The organism is Granulicella sibirica, from assembly GCF_004115155.1.
Taxonomy (GTDB): Bacteria; Acidobacteriota; Terriglobia; order Terriglobales; family Acidobacteriaceae; genus Edaphobacter; species Edaphobacter sibiricus.
In genome coordinates this window covers 2,442,737-2,460,165 of sequence record NZ_RDSM01000001.1, presented here as the reverse complement: position 1 = coordinate 2,460,165, position 17,429 = coordinate 2,442,737, and the positions used below count along the sequence as shown (strand labels likewise).

Sequence of the window (17,429 nt, the reverse complement as noted above, 5' to 3'; positions counted from 1 at the left end):
GATGGCGAACCTGTTGATTCCTGCGGCGGAACGGAACCTGACACCGGATGAGGTGGAGGCGCTCGATCGGCGTCGTCGCCGTGGACAGCTTTTCCTGGTGATCTGCTTCCAGTGCATCATCGTTTCGACGCTACTGACGCTGTGGTCCGGGCAGGATCTGACCTACTCGCCGGGCTGGACGCATCCGATAGCGTACTGGAACATGATGACTGCCGCGCTTGCGATCATCTTCGGCGCCGCGGGGATCCACCTTCGGCGTGGAAGCAACGAGTTCATCAGCTACTAAGCGTTTGGAGAGGTTGAGACGGGCCGGTTCCTTCGGGGACCGGCTTTTCTGTTTGTGGTCAGGCGGCTTCGTCGCGGCGGCGGGGTGAGGCCTGGATGAAGCGGATGAGGTCTTCGACGGTGATGAGGGGCTCGTGGCGGAGGCCGGGGCGGAGTTCACGCTGGTTTGCGGCGAGTAAATCCTTTCGGGACTCGTCCACGTCTTCGGTGCCAAGGCCGAGGTCTTCGTCGAGCGCGTCGTGCAGCAGGATGGGGAAGTGAACGTTTTGAACGTCCTGGAGATAGCGGTAGGTGCTGCGGGCGATGGCGGGGTCGAAGCCGAAGGTGGCGAGGTGGCGGACGAAGCCTTCTTCGGTGTGGCCGGCGCGCTCGCGAATGAGGGCGCGCCGGCGGCGCAGGGCGGAGAGGTAAAGGAGGAGAAACCCGGCAGCGAGCAGGGTTGCGAGGATAGCGAGGGGAATCGTCTGCGCTGAGATCCAGAGCTGAAAGGTATCGGGAGTCGCCATGACCGGGAGGCCTCTTGAAGCGTCGTGCGAAGCAGAGGAGTGCGGGGCCGTGCGCCCAACGTTAATCAATCGCAGGAGTTCGATCAAGAAGAAACGGAAGTGCCAGGAAGATCATCCCGGGAGCGGCGTTCTGATTGGGTGAACGGCATTGGTGGGTGGGGTGAATCGATGTCTTCGGGTCGGCATCCTAGCTATAGACTGAGTTTTTATGGCAACCCTCGTGACTGACCTGCAATCGAACCTTTTTACCGTGCTCGGCGACACGCGCCTGAGTGCGCTCGTGCCTGCGGAGGAAAGGCTGCGGGACAAGTTCGGGAGGGCGATCACGGATCTGCGGATCTCAGTGACCGACCGGTGTAATTACCGGTGCGTGTACTGCCGCACGGGCAACGAAGGGGCACTGTACACCGAGCTTCCCATCTCGGACTATGTGCGGATGATCGGGCTGTTCGTCTCGCTTGGGGTGGAGAAGGTACGGCTGACGGGCGGTGAGCCGCTGCTTCGGGCTGGTCTTGTGGAGATGGTCGAAGAGTTGTCGCGGATGCGGACGGCTTTCCTGCCGGACGGAACGCGGACCTCGGCGTGGGGTGGACCGGAGGATGCTCCGGAAGGGCTTCCGCTGGATCTTGCGCTGACCACGAATGGCCATTTGTTGGAGGGCCTGGCGGAACCGTTGAAACGGGCGGGGCTGAACCGGGTGACGGTCAGCATGGATGCCGTGGATGCCGAGACGTTCGCTAGGATTACGCGGGTTCCGCGGTCCTACGAGAAGGTTCTTGCAGGTGTGAGGGCGGCACAGGCGGCCGGACTTGGACCGGTGAAGGTGAACTGCGTTTTGCTGCGCGGGTTCAACGACGGGCAGATCGAGGCGTTCGCGGAGTTCTCGCGGCGAGAGGGCGTGATCGTGCGGTTTATCGAGTTCATGCCGCTCGAGGAAGATCGCACGTGGAAGCCCGAAACGGTGGTTACCATGGACGAGATCGTGGCGCGGCTCAAGGCGCTGCGTCCCCTGCGCGATCTGGCTCCCAATGCGGCGAGCGAGACGGCGCGGAGATTCACGTTCGACGACGGTATGGGTGAGATTGGAATCATCGCGCCGGTGTCGCGGCCGTTCTGCGGACACTGCAGCCGGGTGCGGCTGACGTCCGATGGAAAGATCCGGACGTGCCTGTTTTCGCAGAGCGATCACGATTTGCATGGGCGGATGCAGCGCGGTGGAACCGATGACGAACTAGCTGCGTATATCCGGCAAGTGGTCATGCGAAAGGAAGCGCGCCACCATATCGGCGAGGCTGGATTCGAGCAGCCGTCCCGGAGCATGGTGCACATAGGCGGTTAGAAATGTGGTACTTAGCCGTTACCATGTGCTACTTTGTTGTTACTCGGCAGAGATCGAGCGAGACGGGCCACGTATGTCAGACCATGTCGTTCTGAATATTTGAGTGTTCCTACGGGGGTTCCCATGGCGAACAAATTTTCTTTCCAGGTGATCGAGAGCCGTCAGATGGATCACCTCAAGGTGTTCCATGACGTAGCGCGTGCGCTTACCTCCACGCTCGAACTCGAAACAATCCTCCTCGCCATCATGGACAAGATGGCCGGCTTCTTCGGGCCGGAGCGCTGGTCGCTCCTGATGGTGGATGAAAACACCAACGAGCTTTATTACGAGATTGCGGTGGGCGAACAGGCCGAGAGGCTGAAGGGCCTGCGGGTGAAGATGGGCGAGAGTGTTGCCGGGTGGGTGGCGGAGACCGGAAACCCGCTGGTCGTGCCCGATGTGATGCTGGATCCGCACTGGTCGGAGTTCGCGCGAAAGCATCCCGAGTTGAGGATCAACTCGATGGCCTGCGTTCCGATCCGGTCGAACGGGAAGACGCTGGGCGTGCTGCAGATTTTGAACAGCAAGCTCGACCTGATGTCCGAATACTCGATCTCGTTTCTGCGGATCCTGTGCGACTACGCGGCAATCGCGATTCAGAACGCGAACTCGATGAAGCTGATTCACCTGCTGAGCATCACGGATGACTGCACAGGGCTGTTCAACGCGCGGCATCTCTACAGCCTGATGGAGGAGTGCGTGCTTCGTAGTAAGGCAAGCGGCGGTGAGGAGTTCAGCCTGTTGTTCTTCGATCTTGACAGGTTCAAGTCGGTCAATGACAAGCATGGGCACCTGGTGGGGAGCCGGTTGCTGGCAGAGGTGGGCGAGATGATCCGGCAGAGGATCGGCCGTGGATGCTCGGCGTTTCGGTATGGCGGGGATGAGTTCGTGGTGCTGATGCCGGGGACCGGGAAGGACGAGGCTGTGGGGCTGGCGAAGAAGCTCTTCACGGGGCTGCAGGAGACGCGGTTTCTCGAGTCCGAGGCTCTTTCACTGCGGCTGACCGGGAGCTTTGGACTGGCGACGTTTCCCGAGGATGGGAAGTCGGTCCACGAGATGCTGCAAGCTGCCGACGCGATGATGTATGAGGTGAAGAAGACGACGCGGAATAATCTTGCCGTGATGGGCGTCGGGCTGATGCCTGGAATGAGCCCTCCGGCGGGGCTTGTGGGTGGGATGCATCCGCCGATGGACGGGGCTCGGCCCTCTTAGCTTGACACTCGTTATTCCTTGTCGCGTGGGTGACGTTCGAGGGAGGCTGGACGGCGTGGTTCGGGATGGAGAGCGTCGCGGTTGTCCGGGGCGGTGGGGTGGACGCCGAAGTCCCAGACGCCGAGGTTGACCTCTTTCTCCGACACGACCTCCATGAGAGCGAACTCGCCGAAATCGAGCGGTTGCGTGGGGGTGAGCTTCATCCAGTGGCCACCGGGGAGGATCTCGGTCTTGGTTTCGACGACGTCTTCCTGGCGGTGTACAGTGCCGAGGGCGCTGATCTTAAAGCTGGCGAGCACGCGAACATCCTGGCGGACGTCGGCGCGGAGGATGACGTAACGGCTGTCGGGTGAGCCCCCTGTGGGAACGCTCGTCGCGTCGGCGTGGGAGCCGCTGGTATCGACGACCATGGGAGCGGAGCCGGTGGGGGCTCCGACCTCATCACCGAGGCGGAGATAGAGGACGGGTTCGGCGACGTGGCTCTGGACGGGGGCGCGGGTGCCCTTGATCTGGACGATCTGGTGGGAGCTCGCGAGTGGGTTGACGATGCCTTTGACGAAGCTATGGGCTGTGCTCTTGTTGAGGTCGCCGCCACTCTGAACGAGTGGGACGAGCTCGGGTGCGCCGTGGAAGGTGTCGAGCAGTAGAACGGCGTCTTCGGTGTCGAGGCGCAGGTCAGGAGCGACTTCGGGGGTGCGTGAGGCGCGATCGGCTTCTTCCTTGATGAGTTCCGGGTCGAGAGCCGGTGGACGCTTGTCCTGCTGTGGGGCGTTGGGATCAGGCGGAGTGTGAGCCTGCTCGTACTTGCGGGTCGCGTCGAGATCGACCAGCGCGGTGGGGATCTCTTCGGTGTCTCCGGAGCGCTCGGCGCTGACGAAGCGGACGACGTCGCCCTGGACCTTATAGCTCATGACGATCTGGTAGCTGCCGTCCTTGAGGATGAGGCGGGTGCGATGGGGCGGGCGGGTCTCGTCCGATGGGACTGCGGTGTGGCTCTGTGCGATGACGGGCGCTGTGAGACATGCCGCCAGAAGAAACGTCCAAAGAAGCAAGCGAGCAAAGGTGCGTGCAGGCGCGGGTGTGGGGTTTTCAGGACGCATCATAAACAGACAACTCCGCAGGGTTAGACGCAGACGTGAAGACAGTTGGTGGGTCCGGCGAGCGAGGTTCCCGCTTCCCGGTACCCTTCCCTTGTTGAGTATGCAAGACTAATAGCAGCGTACAACTCCATGAAGAGGAACACACAACGCGGAAGGACTGCCCTGCCGGCCATGTGGCTGCGGTGGATGGCGGTCTTCTGCATGGCGCTGATCGGCGTGGCGAGCACGGCGCAGGTTTGTCACTCGCATGACGAGGATGCGCGGATAACGGTTGCGCTGTCGGCCCAGACACAAAGTGTCTCAGCACAAGCTTCTGTGCAGACAGGGCTTCCGGATAATGGCGATCAGCATTCGGCTCCCGACTCGGCTGTGCGCTGTCCGCTTTGTGTGGCGATGCATGCCGCGCTCCCGGTGCTCACCTCGCTTCCGCAGGTTGCGCTTATGCGGGTGGCCCGGCCGGTCGCTCCTGTGGACAGCATGGAGCGGACGTTCTCGTGGCGGTTCGAGATGGCCAGCAGGCCTCCTCCCGCAACGGCTCTCGCCGCTTAGCCTCTACTTTTTCTCCTTCTAAAAGGTTTATTGAATCGTCGGCCCCGGGTGTGCTCCCGTTCGTTCCGGCTTCAGGAGTTCTTCATGCAATCGCTTCGATCGTTCTTTTTCCTCGCGCTTCTGGCAATCAGCGCGGGTTTCGCCCTCGCGCAGGGTACATCCGGCAGTGTGACAGGCACTGTGACGGATTCAACCGGCGCGGTCATTCCCGATACGTCCGTTCAGATCGCGAATCCGGTGAGCGGCTTTACCCGCAAGGCTACGACCGACGCCTCGGGCGTCTTCCACTTCTACAACATTCCGTTTGACCGCTATCGGCTGACGGCGACCAGTTCTGGCTTCGACGCGAAGACGCAGAATGTCGCGGTGAACTCCGTGGTTCCGATGGTGGTGGCGGTGCAGATGACGATCGCTGGATCGAGCACAGAGGTGACGGTGGACGCGGGTGCCGACCTGACCGAGAACGACTCAACCTTCCATACGGATATCGACCGGGCGATCATCGACAAGCTTCCGCTCGAAAGTGCCTCATCGCAGTTGAGCTCGCTGGTGACACTGTCGTCACCAGGTGTGGCGGCGGATTCGAATGGGCTGTTCCATGGGCTTGGGGACCATGCGGAGAACTCATTCTCACTGGATGGCCAGCCGATTACGGATCAGCAGAGCAAGGTGTTTTCCAACCAGATTCCGGCGGATGCGGTGCAATCGCTGGAGGTGATCGACGGGGCTCCGCCAGCCGAGTATGGAGATAAGACGAGCCTCGTGATCAAGGTGACGACGCGGTCGGGCCAGGGTGTGACGAAGCCTACGGGAGAGATCAGCACGTCGTACGGCAGCTTTGGATCGGCGGACGTGAGCGGGAACCTGGCGTTCGGAACGAAGAACTTTGGCAACTTTATCGCTGTGAGCGGACTGAACTCGGGCCGGTTTCTCGATCCGGGCGAGTTCGCGGTGCTCCACGACAAGGGCAACCTGATCAACTTCTTCGACCGGGTGGACTACCAGTTCAGCGATGTGAGCTCAGTGCATACGAATCTGCAGTACACGCGGTCGTGGTTCCAGACACCCAACTCGTATGACACGCTGAACGTTGGGGCAACGGACCCGATTACGGGTGCGCTGGTTGGGCAGGCGGATCAGAGGTCGAAGATCGAGACGTACCTCTTTGCGCCGACATATACGCGGACCATCAGCAACGAGGCAGTGCTGAACTTTGCGCCTTACTTCCGGAGGGACTCGTACCAGTACTATCCGAGCAAGAATCCGTTTGCGGACCTTGGACCGATTCAGCAGGAGACGGTGGGGCAGCAGAGGTCGCTGCTGAATGCGGGCGTTCACTCGGACCTGTCCTATTCGAAGGGTGTGAATAACATCAAGATCGGCGGGATGTATCAGCAGACATTCCTGCGGGAGAACGATCAGATCGGGCTCGTGGATCCGACGTTAAACTCACCATGCCTCGACGCGAACGGCAATCCGCTGCCGGGGACGGCGAATCCGGCGACATGCGCGAATCCTAACCCGAACTTCAATCCGATCCTGCTTCCGTATGACCTGACTCGGGGCGGAGGGACGTACAGCTATCACGGGCAGACCGATGTGAAGCAGCTTGCCTTCTATGCGCAGGACCAGGTGACGATCGGGAACTTCCTGATGAACGCCGGGATGCGTGGGGACATTTATAACGGCCTTGCCATTCAGCGGCAGGCGGAGCCTCGGCTTGGGCTCTCGTACAACTTCAAGAAGACGAATACGGTGATCCGGGCTTCGTATGCGCGGGCGCAGGAGACTCCGTTCAACGAGAATCTTGTGCTTTCGAGTACGGGGTGCACGAATGCGGTGATCCAGGCGGTGTTCGAGACGCTTGGGACGTGCCAGCCGGCGCCGTTCAATCCGGGGTTCCGGAATGAGATTCATGCGGGGATTCAGCAGGGGATCGGGAAGCACTTCGTTATCGGTGGGGACTACATCTGGAAGTACACGCACAATGCGTACGACTTCAGCGTGCTGGGAGCTACGCCGATCACGTTCCCGATCGAGTGGCATAACTCGAAGATCCCGGGCTTTGCGGCGCGGGCGAATCTGACCGAGGTGAAGGGATTTAGCGCGTTTGTGGTGATGTCGTCGGTGGCGGCGCGATTCTTCAATCCGCAGGTTGGCGGGGTTGGAGCTACGGTGGGCCGGGCGGGTGGGCTTCCATTCCGGATTGACCACGACGAACGCTTCAACGAGACGACACATATCCAGTACGCGCTGCCGTTCCGGAAGAGCCTCTGGTATGGGTTCAACTGGCGGTATGACAGTGGACTCGTAGCTGGCGCGGCGCCATGCTACAACGTCCTTGGAGCGAACAGTGGATGCGCGGCTGGGTCGATTACGCTGGCGAACGGTCAGCCGGGGATCGACCTGAGTGGGCTGACGGCGGACGAGCAGTTCCAGGCTGGGCTGATCTGCAATGGCGTGAAGGCGACACCCACCTCGGGCTTCACTTCATGCGCGGCCACACAGCTTACGTCGAAGCTCCTGAGCATTCCGGCGCCGAATACCGAGGATGATGACCGGAATCCTCCACGGATCGCTCCCCGGAGCCTGTTCGACATGGTGCTTGGGGATGACAACCTGTTCAACACGGACAAGCACCGGATCAGTGCGCGAATCACGGCGGTCAACGTAACGAACAAGTACGCGCTGTACAACTTCCTGTCGACGTTCTCGGGAACGCACTATGTTTCGCCCCGGACAGTGACCGCGCAGGTCAGCTACAGCTTCTAGCTGCTTTAGGCGAAGGCCTGGAAGCTACTGGCCAACGGATCACCGGCGTAGGCTTCGGTGAGGGAGAGACGGACGCGGAGGTGGATGGCCTGCTCGATCTGCGAGATCGCAAGCAGCCTCTGCCTCCGCTTATGATCCTCGCTGAGGAGCGTCGGGATGAGGCGGATGTCCTCTTCGGCGTCGCGCTCGAGCCTTTCGATGCGCGCTTCGACGACCTTCCGGAAGCGGTCGCTGATCTGGTACGGAGCGGCGAATGTATCGGTCATCTCGGTCATCGAAAATTCTTTCCTCTCGGACTGAACTTTTACCCTTCGATGCCGATAGTAGCGATAAGCGAGGCTTTGGGCTACGGTACGGGTGCCATGGGGGAGGACACACTTTGGTTCCGGCCAGGGGTTACCGTGCCGTTTTCAGAAACAATCCGGCTACTTCCGCGACCACTCCGTGCCGGTGGGGCCGTCCTTGAGCAGTATCCCCTTGGCGAGGAGGTCGTTGCGAATGGCGTCGGCGCGGGCGAAGTTGCGCTGCTTCTTGGCCTGGGTGCGTTCGGCGATGAGACCCTGTATAGCTTCTTCGGATAACGACAGCGTGGCGACCAAGGATGGGTCGGCTTGGTCCATGCGGCCTTCGCGCTCGGCCCAGGCGAGGGCGATGCGGGTGAGGTCGGCATCTTTGTCTTCGAGGACCGCGAAGACTCCGTCGAAGAGGTCGAGGACCTTCTTCGCGGACTCGGCTTCGGCCTTGTAGAGGGTTCCGGCGTCGGCGGCGGAGTTGACGGCGCGGACCATGTCGAAGATGGCGGCGTGGGCTTCGGCGGTGTTGAGGTCGTTCGAGAGGGCGGCGGTGTACTCGGCCTGCGACTTTTCGATCTGCAGGGCGAGGGTCGTGTTTGGATCGCTCTCGGGCCATGTGCCTTTGAGAAGGCGCTGGTGGAAGGTGCGCAGCCGTTCGACGGCATTTGTGGCCTGGGTGAGACCGTCGAAGGTGAAGTTGAGCTGGTGCCGGTAGGGCACGGAGATCATGAGGAAGCGGATGGCCGAGGCGCGGTAGCCTTTGAGGAGCAGGTCGCGGAGGGTGTAGAAGTTGCCTTCGGACTTCGACATCTTGCGGCCTTCAACCAGAAGGAAGCGGACGTGCATCCAGTGGCGGGCGAACGTCTTGCCGGAGGCGGACTCGGACTGGGCGATCTCGTTCTCGTGGTGCGGGAACATGAGGTCTTCGCCGCCGGCGTGGAGGTCGAAGGAGTCGCCGAGTAGGCTGGTGGCCATGGCGGAGCACTCGATGTGCCAGCCGGGACGACCCTGGCCGAGGGCGGTGTCCCAGTTATGCTCGAGGGCTCCGTCGGAGCCGGCTTTGACGGCCTTCCAGAGGGCGAAGTCGCGGGCGTGGTCCTTGTCGTACTCGTCGAGGTCGACGCGGGCGCCGTCTTCGATGCTCTCGAGGTCCTTCTTGGCGAGCTTGCCGTAGTCCTTGTCTTTGGAGAGGCGGAAGTACCAGCTGCCGTCCTCGGCCTGGTAGGCGAAGTCCTTGGCGGCGAGTTGCTGGATGAGCGAGACCATCTCGGGGATGTGCTCGGTGGCGCGGGGGAGATGCTCGGGGCGCTCGATGCCGAGGGAGTCGAGGTCCTCGAAGAAGGCCTTCTCGAACTTCTGGGTGTACTCGGCGATCGGCATCTTCGCGGCGGTCGCGTTACGGATGATCTTGTCGTCGACATCAGTCACGTTCATGACGTGGTTGACAGGGATGCCGAGTTGCTTGAGGAAGCGGCGGAGGACGTCGACGTGGAGGAAGGTGCGGAAGTTGCCGATGTGGCCGTAGTCGTAGACGGTAGGGCCGCAAGCGTACATGCGCAGCGCGGGGGCGCCGATGGGCGTGAGCGTTTCGAGCTTTCCAGAGAGGGTGTTGAAGAGTTCCAGGGGCACGCGCTTTGTTTCCTGCTGCGGGGCGCACGCGCCATGCAGTTCGCTTTCTCAACCGACGGTCTGGATTGATTTTAGCGGATTGATTCTATCCGAGCTTGAGCTGGGGGGTGGCGCCCATGTCCTCGGGGGCAAAGTCGTGGGCGAGGAGCTTGGGCCAGGCGGCGGCCGCGATCATGGCGGCGTTGTCGGTAGCTAAGGCCAATGACGGAAAGGCTATGGGGAGGCCTCGCTGGACGGCTTCGTGCTGGAAGCGGTGGCGGAGTTCGCGGTTGGCAGCCACTCCCCCGGAGACGACGATGCCACGGGCTCCGAGGTGCTCGGCGGCGGCGAGGGTTTGGCGGATGAGGATGCCGACGACGGCGTGCTGGAAGCTGGCGATGAGGTCGAGTGTCTGCGGGTCGCAGAGGGCCAGAGCGTCGGCGGTCTTGGGATTGGCCATGGCGGCGAGGGTGCGCTGGCGGTGCTCGGCGGCTTCGCGCATGCCGCTCGCCTGCACGTAGCGGAGGACGGCGGACTTGATGCCGCTGAAAGAGAAGTCGAAGCGGGGGCCTTCCTGCTGGGGGGGGGCTTTCTTGTTTGGGGCGGGTCTGCCGTCGCGGAGGGGTGGCCCCTTGATCTGATTGAAGTGGAAGGGGACGGCTAGGGGGTTGCCGTGGGGGGCTAGGGCGTCGATCCATGGGCCGCCCGGGTAGCCGAGGCCGAGGAGCTTGGCGACTTTGTCGTAGGCTTCGCCGGCGGCATCGTCGACGGTGCGGCCTACGTTGCGGTAGATCCAGGCATCGGCTGCGCTGCCCTGGCGGGCGAGGTAGAGGTGGGTGTGGCCTCCGGAGACTACCAGGGCCAGAAGAGGCAGCGGGATCGGGGTTTCACCTCGGTGGCGGGCTTCCATCAGGACGGCGTGGATGTGGCCTTCGAGGTGGTTGACGGCGATGAGGGGCTTTCCGGATCCGAAGGCGAGGGCCTTGGCGTAGAGGATTCCGACGAGGAGGGCTCCGGCGAGGCCCGGGCCGTGGGTGACGGCGATGGCGTCGAGGTCGGCGTACTTCAGCCCGGCTTCGGCCATAGCGGCGCGGACGACGGGGACGATGTTGCGGAGGTGCTCGCGGCTGGCGAGTTCGGGGACGACTCCGCCGTAGTTGGCGTGGAGGGCAATCTGGCTGGCGACGACGTTCGAGAGGGGATCTCGGCCGGCGCGGACGACGGCGGCGGCGGTCTCGTCGCAGGAGGATTCGATGCCGAGGATCAGGCCGGCTTTTGATTCGTCAGGCTGCATCGAGCTGTACCCCATCCCGCCGAAAAGACCTCAAAGTATTCGAATATATGGACTTAAGTCTGGACTTCGCGCTGCGGCTTAAAGGCGAACGTCCGGCTCATGGGCCGGACGCTCGATTAAACCACCCTTATAGAATAGCAAGCGTGTCAAGCATGGGGTGGATGGAGAACACGGGCTTTATCCAAGCCGCTTGGGTGGCACGGGCGCTCGTCGGCGCGGGATATAAAGCCTTTTTCGCCGGGGGTTGCGTTCGGGACATGCTGCTTGGGCGGGCGCCGGACGACTTCGACGTGGCGACTTCGGCGACTCCGGATGAGGTGATGACTCTGTTTGGACGGCTCGGTCGGAAGACGCTTTCCGTCGGGGCGCACTTCGGGGTGGTGCTGGTTTGTGGGGAGCCTACGGAGTATGGGAGCGGTCAGGATGATGCGGTTGAGGTGGCTACCTTTCGGCATGACGGAGCTTACAGCGACGGGCGACGGCCGGATGCGGTGAGATTTTCGACGGACCCGCGAGAGGATGTTGTGCGGCGGGACTTCACGATCAACGGGATGCTGTTGGACGTCGCGCGGTTTGAGCGGGATGGGGATCTCGACGCGGCGGTGCTGGACTTTGTCGGCGGGCGCGAGGATTTGACGGCCGGAGTAGTTCGGGCGATTGGGGATCCGGCGGTGCGGTTTGCCGAGGATAAGCTGCGGATGCTGCGGGGGGTGAGGTTCGCGGCGCGTCTGGGGTTTCGGATTGAGGACGGGACGTTCGCGGCGATGCGGGCACATGCTTCAGAGATAGGTCAGGTGAGTTCCGAGCGGATCCGGGAGGAGTTGACCCGCATGCTGACCGAGGGGCGGGCAAGGGATGCGTTCGAGATGCTCGATGATTCGGGCCTGCTGGCCGAGGTGCTTCCTGAAGTGGTGAAGATGCATGGGGTCGAGCAGCCGCCGGAGTATCACCCCGAAGGCGACGTCTGGGTGCACACGATGATGATGCTCGAGATGCTTCCGGCGGAATGCGAGGCGGCGCTGGCTTGGGGGACGCTGCTGCACGATGTGGGCAAGCCGGCGACGTTTCAGCCGCCGCAGTTTTCGGGGGACCGGATCCGGTTCAACGGGCATGCCGAGGTGGGGACGCGGATGGCGGAGGTGATCCTGGGGCGGCTGCGCTTCTCGAACGAGGAGACCGAGCAGGTGGTCGCGCTCGTGAAGAACCACATGCGGTTCGGCGATGTGACGAAGATGAAGCGGTCGACGCTGACGCGGTTTCTGCGGATGCCGCGATTCGACGAGCACCTTGCGCTGCACTATCTGGATTGCACATGTTCGCACCGGATGCTGGGGATGTATGAGTTTGCGAAGCGGGAGTATGAGGCGACGCCGGTGGAGTCGCTTCGGCCTGAGTTGCTTGTGACAGGAAAGGACCTGATCGCGGCGGGGTATCGGCCGAGTCCGCAATTCAAGGCGATGCTGGAGGTGGCGGAGGATGCGCAGCTGGAAGGGCTGATTGCTACGCGGGAGGAGGGGCTGGCGCTGGTGCGGGAGAGATTTGGGGATCCACCGGAGCGACTGAGCATCTGACGGGTATGGACGTGTTCGACGTGGTGGTGGTTGGTGCGGGGATGGCCGGTCTGACGGCGGCGCGGGCCTTGCTCGAGCGTGGGCTTACGGTATGCGTGGTCGAGGCGCAGGATCGGGTCGGCGGGCGCGTCCTGACGCGTCGCCTGGGGGACACAGTCGTTGAGCTTGGGGCGGAGTTCGTGCATGGGCGGCCGACGGAGCTCTGGGCGCTGATCCAGGAGGCCGGGGTGACGGCTGTGGAGCGGGATGGGGCGATGATGGAGAGCGAAGGTGATGGGGTGCTTTCGGAGAGCGATGAGGAGGGAGGGTTTTCGATCCTCGACGAACTCGAAGACTACAAGGGGCCGGACTGCGGATTTCTGGAATACATCGAGCGGATGGACGTCGACGAGGAAGACCAGCTGATGCTCATTCGGTACGTCGAGGGGTTCAACGCCGCGGATGCGCGGGATGCGAGCGTAATTGCGCTTGGGCTGCAGCAGAAGGCAGAGGATGCCATCTCGGGCGACCGCATGTGGCATGTGCGCGAGGGTTACGCGAGGCTTCCGGAGTATCTTGCGGAGCGGGCTGCGGCGCTGGGTGGCGCGGTGCGGCTCGGAATGCCGGTTGAGGAGATTCGGTGGGAGCGGGGTGCGGTTGCGGTGCAGTGTGCGAGTGCCGAGACGATCAAGGGGAAGAGAGTGGTCGTGACGCTTCCGCTTGGGGTGTTGCAGGCGGGTGTGGTGCGCTTCATCCCCGAGCCGGAGGATCGGCTGGAGATTGCCACGCGCATGCGGATGGGACAGGTGGTGCGCTTCACGCTCGTGTTTCGTGGGGCGTTCTGGCATGGGCTCAAGCCGCAGCCTCAGATGCAGACGATGAGCTTCCTCTTCAGCCTCGACGAGGTGCCGGGGGTGTGGTGGACGCCACATCCTGAAGGAGAGGCGACGCTTACAGGGTGGGTCGGCGGTCCGCGTTCGGATGCGCTTGCGGCGCTGACTGCCGAGGAGATCGGGGAGCAGGCGTGTGAGACACTGGCGCGGATCTTCGGGTTACAGGCGGATGATGTGCTCGCGGGGTTGGTCGCGTGTGAGCCACACGACTGGCGTAGCGATCCGTGGACGCTCGGGGCTTACAGCTATATCCCAGCGGGCGAGATCGATTCGCCGCGTGCGCTTGGGGTGCCGGTAGAGGAGACGCTCTACTTTGCCGGGGAGCATACGGATGTGACCGGGCATTGGGGTACTGTGCATGCCGCGATGCGGAGCGGGTTACGAGCTGCTGAACAGATTCTGGGTGAGATATCCGCGTTGGGTTAGGTTCCCGCGAATTGAGGCGGCTTCAGCAAACGCCTTTGCTACGGCTCGGCATCTGATAGGCCTATGCCAGAGCAAAGCCGTCCCTTGATGAACACCCCGGCGGACACCACGCCGGACACAATTGTGATGATGGATGGGCTTGAGGTCGAGGCGCACCGCGGAGAGATCCTGATCGATGCGCTGAACCGGCACGCGGTGAAGTATCAGCACAAAGAGATTCCGCAGGTCTGCTACCTGCCTGCGATGGGAAATATCCAAAGCTGCGATACCTGCATGATCGAGGTGAACGGCGAGCTTGTGCGCGGGTGTGCGACGCGGGTTGAGCCAGGGATGACGGTTGCGACGATGGGGCATCGGGTGGATGTCGCACAGCGTGAGGCGTTCGACCGCATCCTGAAGAACCACGAGCTGTACTGCACGGTCTGCGATAACAACAACCAGAACTGCGTGGTTCACAATACGACGGCGGCGCTCGATGTGAAGCACCAGGCTCGGCCGTATGCGCCGAAGCCTTACGAGAAGGATATGTCGAATCCTTTTTACCGGTACGACCCGGACCAGTGCATTCTGTGCGGGCGATGTGTCGAGGCGTGCCAGAACGTGCAGGTGAACGAGACGCTGACGATCGACTGGAAGAGCGAGCATCCGAGGGTGCTGTGGGATGGCGGGGAGAAGATCGAAGGATCGAGTTGTGTGAGTTGCGGGCATTGCGTGACCGTCTGCCCGTGCAATGCGCTGATGGAGAAGAGCATGCTGGGTAAGGCGGGATACCTAACCAATATTCCGGATAAGGTGCTCGACGATATGATCGTGATCGTCAAAGAGGTAGAGCCGAGCACGGGGTACGGGCCGATCCTTTCACTCTCGGAGATGGAAGCGGAGATGCGGCACGCACGGGTGAAGCGAACGAAGACAGTCTGCACCTACTGTGGCGTTGGGTGCAGCTTCGATGTGTGGACGAGGGATCGGCACATCTTGAAAATCGAGCCGATGCATGGGCCGGCGAATGGTATCTCGACGTGCGTGAAGGGTAAGTTTGCGTGGGATTTTATTAATTCTCCGAAGCGACTTACTTCTCCGCTGCTGCGGCAGGGAGATACATTCGTTGAAGTGACGTGGGAGAAGGCGCTCGATGTCATCGCCGAGAAGTTCACCAAGATCAAGGAAGAGCATGGGCCGGATGCCCTGGCGTTTATCGCTTCTTCGAAGTGCACAAACGAAGAGAGCTACCTGATGCAGAAGCTGGCGCGAGCCGTGATCGGGACGAATAACATCGATAACTGCAGCCGGTACTGCCAGACTCCGGCGACGATGGGCTTATCACGTACCGTCAAGTATGGTGGCGACTCGGGGTCCATCTCGGATATCGAGATAGCTGGCCTTGTGATTGTGGTTGGATCGAACACGGCAGAATCGCATCCTGTGCTTGCGACAAGGGTGAAGCGTTCGCATAAGCATCGCGGGCAGAGACTCATCGTTGCGGATATCCGGAAGCATGAGATGGCGGAGCGAGCTGATATCTTTTTCAGGCCGACGCCTTCAACGGATGCGGTGTGGATCTCAGCGGTCGCGAGGTATCTCATCGATAATGATCTTCATAAGCCGGATTTCATTGAGAAGTGGGTGAATAAGTTCGACCAGTTCAAGAGGTCGCTTGAGCCGTTCACGATGGAGTATGCGGAGAAGGTGACCGGCGTGCCGGTAGAGACGCTGGTTGCGGTCGCGCGCGAGATTGCCAAGGCAGATGGTGTTTGCGTTCTATGGGCGATGGGCGTAACGCAGCATTGCGGTGGGTCGGATACTTCGACGGCTATCTCGAATTTACTGCTGACAACGGGTAACTACATGAGGCCTGGCGCGGGTGCTTATCCTTTGCGCGGACATAATAACGTGCAAGGTGCGAGCGACTTCGGGTCGATGCCGAACCTGTTTCCCGGGTACCAACTCGTCGATGACGCGACGGTGCGCGGCAAGTTCGAGGCGGACTGGGAAGTGACGTTGCCGGTGGTGAAGGGGCTCGATAACCGAGGAATGATTGAAGGTATTCACGCGGGCAAGGTGCGGGCGCTTTATATCAAGGGCGAGGATACGATTACGTCAGACGCTAACTCGACCGATGTGGGCGAGGCGTTACGGAAGCTCGACTTCTTTATCGTGCAGGACATCATGTTCTCGGAGACGGCGCAGTATGCGGATCTTGTGCTGCCTGCGAGTCCTTCGCTTGAAAAAGACGGAACGTTTACGAACACGGAGCGGAGGATTCAGCGGCTCTATCGGGCGCTTGAGCCGCTCGGTTACTCGAAGCCAGATTGGGAGATATTGCAGCTTATCGCGAACAAGTTGGGAGCCAAGTGGGACTACAAGCATCCTTCCGAGATTATGGACGAGGTGGCGCGACTTACTCCTATGTTCGCGGGTGTGAGTTATGAGCGGCTCGAAGGGTATAAGAGCCTGCAGTGGCCGGTTGCGAAGGATGGCACGGATACTCCGCTGCTGTTCAAGGATGGATTTCCCTTCCCGGATGGCAAGGCGATGTTCCACCCGATCGAGTACATTCCACCGTCAGAAGAGACGAACACGACGTATGACCTGCACCTGAACAATGGGCGTCTGCTGGAGCACTTCGAGCAGGGAGCGATGACGTACCAGTCGGAGGGGATCAAGGAGATCACCCCGATTACGTTTCTTGAAGTCTCTCCGGAACTGGCGAAGGAACGCGGGATCGAGACGGGACGCTACGTGCAGATCAAGTCTCCCTACGGACAGGTGAAGGTACAGGTTCTGGTTACAAATCGGGTTGAGGGGAAGCAGTTGTACATGCCGATGAACTCGATTCTGGAGCCGGTGAACAAGATGACGGGAAACCACATGGACCGGGCGACGCATACGCCTGCTTATAAGGAGATATCGGTTCACATGACGGTGCTTGAAGAGCGCGGCAAGAATCCCTTGCCGTGGGGAAACTTCCGGAATGGGCACAGGACTCCGCAGACGGGTGTTGAGGTTGAGCATAAGTGGGCGCGGCCAGACTATAAGCTGCCCGGAACTCGGGCGGCAGATGAACTGGTGCAGATAAAAAGCATCACGGTTTAGAGGAGTTATCGATGGCGAATCCGATTGCGTTCCAGGTGAAGAAAGCCGATCCCCGGGTGAATCTGCAGAAGAGGCTCGATGCGGCTCCCGAGGAGCATGCCGAGGCTCTGCTTGTGGCGTGGGATCTGCTGCAGGCGATGCATGACCAAGGCATTCTCGACACGATGCATGGCATGGTGAGCGCGAAGGATACGATCTTCGGCACTCTGGCGAAGTACGGGAAGACGCCGGAAAGTGTGTCGCTGATGCGGAACGCGATCTCGCTGTCACGCGTGCTGATGACGGTCGATCCGGAGATACTCGACTGCCTGGCGCGGGCGGTGGCTTCGGCCGGGCAGGAACATCGTAGCGAGGAGAGGACGCCGAGCTTCTGGCAGCTTGCGAAGCGCGCGGCTGGGGAGGACAGCCGGCGAGGACTCTCGTTTATGACGCTTGTGCTGACGAACCTTGGGAAGGCGCTGAAGAAGTAG

General features: G+C 61.4%; 14 protein-coding genes. 9 read left to right on the top strand and 5 right to left on the bottom strand.

Annotation, left to right across the window (positions count from 1 at the left end):
• The first annotated feature begins 1 nt into the window (after window position 1).
• Window positions 2–286 (top strand): hypothetical protein, encoded by a 285-nt coding sequence (locus GRAN_RS10225; protein ID WP_128912766.1) that lies wholly within the window; start codon window positions 2–4, stop codon window positions 284–286.
• A gap of 58 nt (window positions 287–344) precedes the next feature.
• Here GRAN_RS10225 and GRAN_RS10220 read toward each other — a convergent pair whose 3' ends face one another.
• The gene (locus tag GRAN_RS10220; protein WP_128912765.1) at window positions 345–791 is read right to left on the bottom strand and encodes a hypothetical protein; all 447 of its coding nucleotides are present in this window, start codon (window positions 789–791) and stop codon (window positions 345–347) included.
• 208 nt (window positions 792–999) lie between these two features.
• On the opposite strand from GRAN_RS10220, the gene GRAN_RS10215 reads away from it, so the two are divergent.
• Complete coding sequence (locus tag GRAN_RS10215; protein WP_128912764.1) at window positions 1,000–2,130, top strand: GTP 3',8-cyclase MoaA; 1,131 nt, start codon at window positions 1,000–1,002, stop codon at window positions 2,128–2,130.
• Between the two features lie 123 nt (window positions 2,131–2,253).
• Window positions 2,254–3,381 carry a sensor domain-containing diguanylate cyclase gene (locus GRAN_RS10210; RefSeq protein WP_241654450.1) on the top strand — a complete coding sequence of 376 codons (1,128 nt, stop codon included), beginning with the start codon at window positions 2,254–2,256 and terminating at the stop codon, window positions 3,379–3,381.
• An 11-nt stretch (window positions 3,382–3,392) separates the two neighbouring features.
• Here GRAN_RS10210 and GRAN_RS10205 read toward each other — a convergent pair whose 3' ends face one another.
• Window positions 3,393–4,484, bottom strand: a complete 1,092-nt coding sequence (locus tag GRAN_RS10205; protein ID WP_241654449.1) for a hypothetical protein — start codon at window positions 4,482–4,484, stop codon at window positions 3,393–3,395.
• A 126-nt stretch (window positions 4,485–4,610) separates the two neighbouring features.
• On the opposite strand from GRAN_RS10205, the gene GRAN_RS10200 reads away from it, so the two are divergent.
• Together GRAN_RS10200 and GRAN_RS10195 are read left to right on the top strand one after the other, a co-directional pair.
• Window positions 4,611–5,030, top strand: a complete 420-nt coding sequence (locus tag GRAN_RS10200; protein ID WP_128912763.1) for a DUF2946 family protein — start codon at window positions 4,611–4,613, stop codon at window positions 5,028–5,030.
• An 84-nt stretch (window positions 5,031–5,114) separates the two neighbouring features.
• A complete protein-coding gene (locus GRAN_RS10195) occupies window positions 5,115–7,802 on the top strand; it encodes a TonB-dependent receptor (protein ID WP_128912762.1) in 2,688 nt (895 codons plus the stop codon).
• 5 nt (window positions 7,803–7,807) lie between these two features.
• Here GRAN_RS10195 and GRAN_RS10190 read toward each other — a convergent pair whose 3' ends face one another.
• From GRAN_RS10190 to tsaD, 3 genes are all read right to left on the bottom strand, one after another.
• Complete coding sequence (locus GRAN_RS10190) at window positions 7,808–8,077, bottom strand: hypothetical protein (RefSeq protein ID WP_128912761.1); 270 nt, start codon at window positions 8,075–8,077, stop codon at window positions 7,808–7,810.
• Window positions 8,078–8,227: 150 nt separating this feature from the next.
• Window positions 8,228–9,724: a cysteine--tRNA ligase gene (gene cysS, locus GRAN_RS10185; RefSeq protein ID WP_128912760.1), complete on the bottom strand. Its 1,497-nt coding sequence runs from the start codon at window positions 9,722–9,724 to the stop codon at window positions 8,228–8,230.
• 85 nt (window positions 9,725–9,809) lie between these two features.
• The gene (tsaD, locus tag GRAN_RS10180) at window positions 9,810–10,997 is read right to left on the bottom strand and encodes a tRNA (adenosine(37)-N6)-threonylcarbamoyltransferase complex transferase subunit TsaD (RefSeq protein WP_128912759.1); all 1,188 of its coding nucleotides are present in this window, start codon (window positions 10,995–10,997) and stop codon (window positions 9,810–9,812) included.
• A 152-nt stretch (window positions 10,998–11,149) separates the two neighbouring features.
• On the opposite strand from tsaD, the gene GRAN_RS10175 reads away from it, so the two are divergent.
• The 4 genes from GRAN_RS10175 (at window position 11,150) to GRAN_RS10160 (ending at window position 17,429) form a co-directional block, all read left to right on the top strand.
• Window positions 11,150–12,568, top strand: a complete 1,419-nt coding sequence (locus GRAN_RS10175) for a CCA tRNA nucleotidyltransferase (RefSeq protein WP_241654495.1) — start codon at window positions 11,150–11,152, stop codon at window positions 12,566–12,568.
• 5 nt (window positions 12,569–12,573) lie between these two features.
• Window positions 12,574–13,866, top strand: coding sequence for a flavin monoamine oxidase family protein (locus GRAN_RS10170; RefSeq protein ID WP_128912758.1), 1,293 nt, complete (start codon window positions 12,574–12,576; stop codon window positions 13,864–13,866).
• 63 nt (window positions 13,867–13,929) lie between these two features.
• A complete protein-coding gene (gene fdhF, locus GRAN_RS10165; RefSeq protein WP_128912757.1) occupies window positions 13,930–16,959 on the top strand; it encodes a formate dehydrogenase subunit alpha in 3,030 nt (1,009 codons plus the stop codon).
• Between the two features lie 11 nt (window positions 16,960–16,970).
• Window positions 16,971–17,429 (top strand): helical membrane plugin domain-containing protein, encoded by a 459-nt coding sequence (locus tag GRAN_RS10160; protein WP_128912756.1) that lies wholly within the window; start codon window positions 16,971–16,973, stop codon window positions 17,427–17,429.

What these genes read in the sequence shown, in the direction of transcription:
- GRAN_RS10225 (WP_128912766.1), top strand. Translation starts at nt 2, where the DNA reads ATGGCGAACCTGTTGATTCCTGCGGCGGAACGGAACCTGACACCGGAT.
- GRAN_RS10220 (WP_128912765.1), bottom strand. Translation starts at nt 791, where the DNA reads ATGGCGACTCCCGATACCTTTCAGCTCTGGATCTCAGCGCAGACGATT.
- GRAN_RS10215 (WP_128912764.1), top strand. Translation starts at nt 1,000, where the DNA reads ATGGCAACCCTCGTGACTGACCTGCAATCGAACCTTTTTACCGTGCTC.
- GRAN_RS10210 (WP_241654450.1), top strand. Translation starts at nt 2,254, where the DNA reads ATGGCGAACAAATTTTCTTTCCAGGTGATCGAGAGCCGTCAGATGGAT.
- GRAN_RS10205 (WP_241654449.1), bottom strand. Translation starts at nt 4,484, where the DNA reads ATGATGCGTCCTGAAAACCCCACACCCGCGCCTGCACGCACCTTTGCT.
- GRAN_RS10200 (WP_128912763.1), top strand. Translation starts at nt 4,611, where the DNA reads ATGAAGAGGAACACACAACGCGGAAGGACTGCCCTGCCGGCCATGTGG.
- GRAN_RS10195 (WP_128912762.1), top strand. Translation starts at nt 5,115, where the DNA reads ATGCAATCGCTTCGATCGTTCTTTTTCCTCGCGCTTCTGGCAATCAGC.
- GRAN_RS10190 (WP_128912761.1), bottom strand. Translation starts at nt 8,077, where the DNA reads ATGACCGAGATGACCGATACATTCGCCGCTCCGTACCAGATCAGCGAC.
- tsaD (WP_128912759.1), bottom strand. Translation starts at nt 10,997, where the DNA reads ATGCAGCCTGACGAATCAAAAGCCGGCCTGATCCTCGGCATCGAATCC.
- GRAN_RS10175 (WP_241654495.1), top strand. Translation starts at nt 11,150, where the DNA reads ATGGGGTGGATGGAGAACACGGGCTTTATCCAAGCCGCTTGGGTGGCA.
- GRAN_RS10170 (WP_128912758.1), top strand. Translation starts at nt 12,574, where the DNA reads ATGGACGTGTTCGACGTGGTGGTGGTTGGTGCGGGGATGGCCGGTCTG.
- fdhF (WP_128912757.1), top strand. Translation starts at nt 13,930, where the DNA reads ATGCCAGAGCAAAGCCGTCCCTTGATGAACACCCCGGCGGACACCACG.
- GRAN_RS10160 (WP_128912756.1), top strand. Translation starts at nt 16,971, where the DNA reads ATGGCGAATCCGATTGCGTTCCAGGTGAAGAAAGCCGATCCCCGGGTG.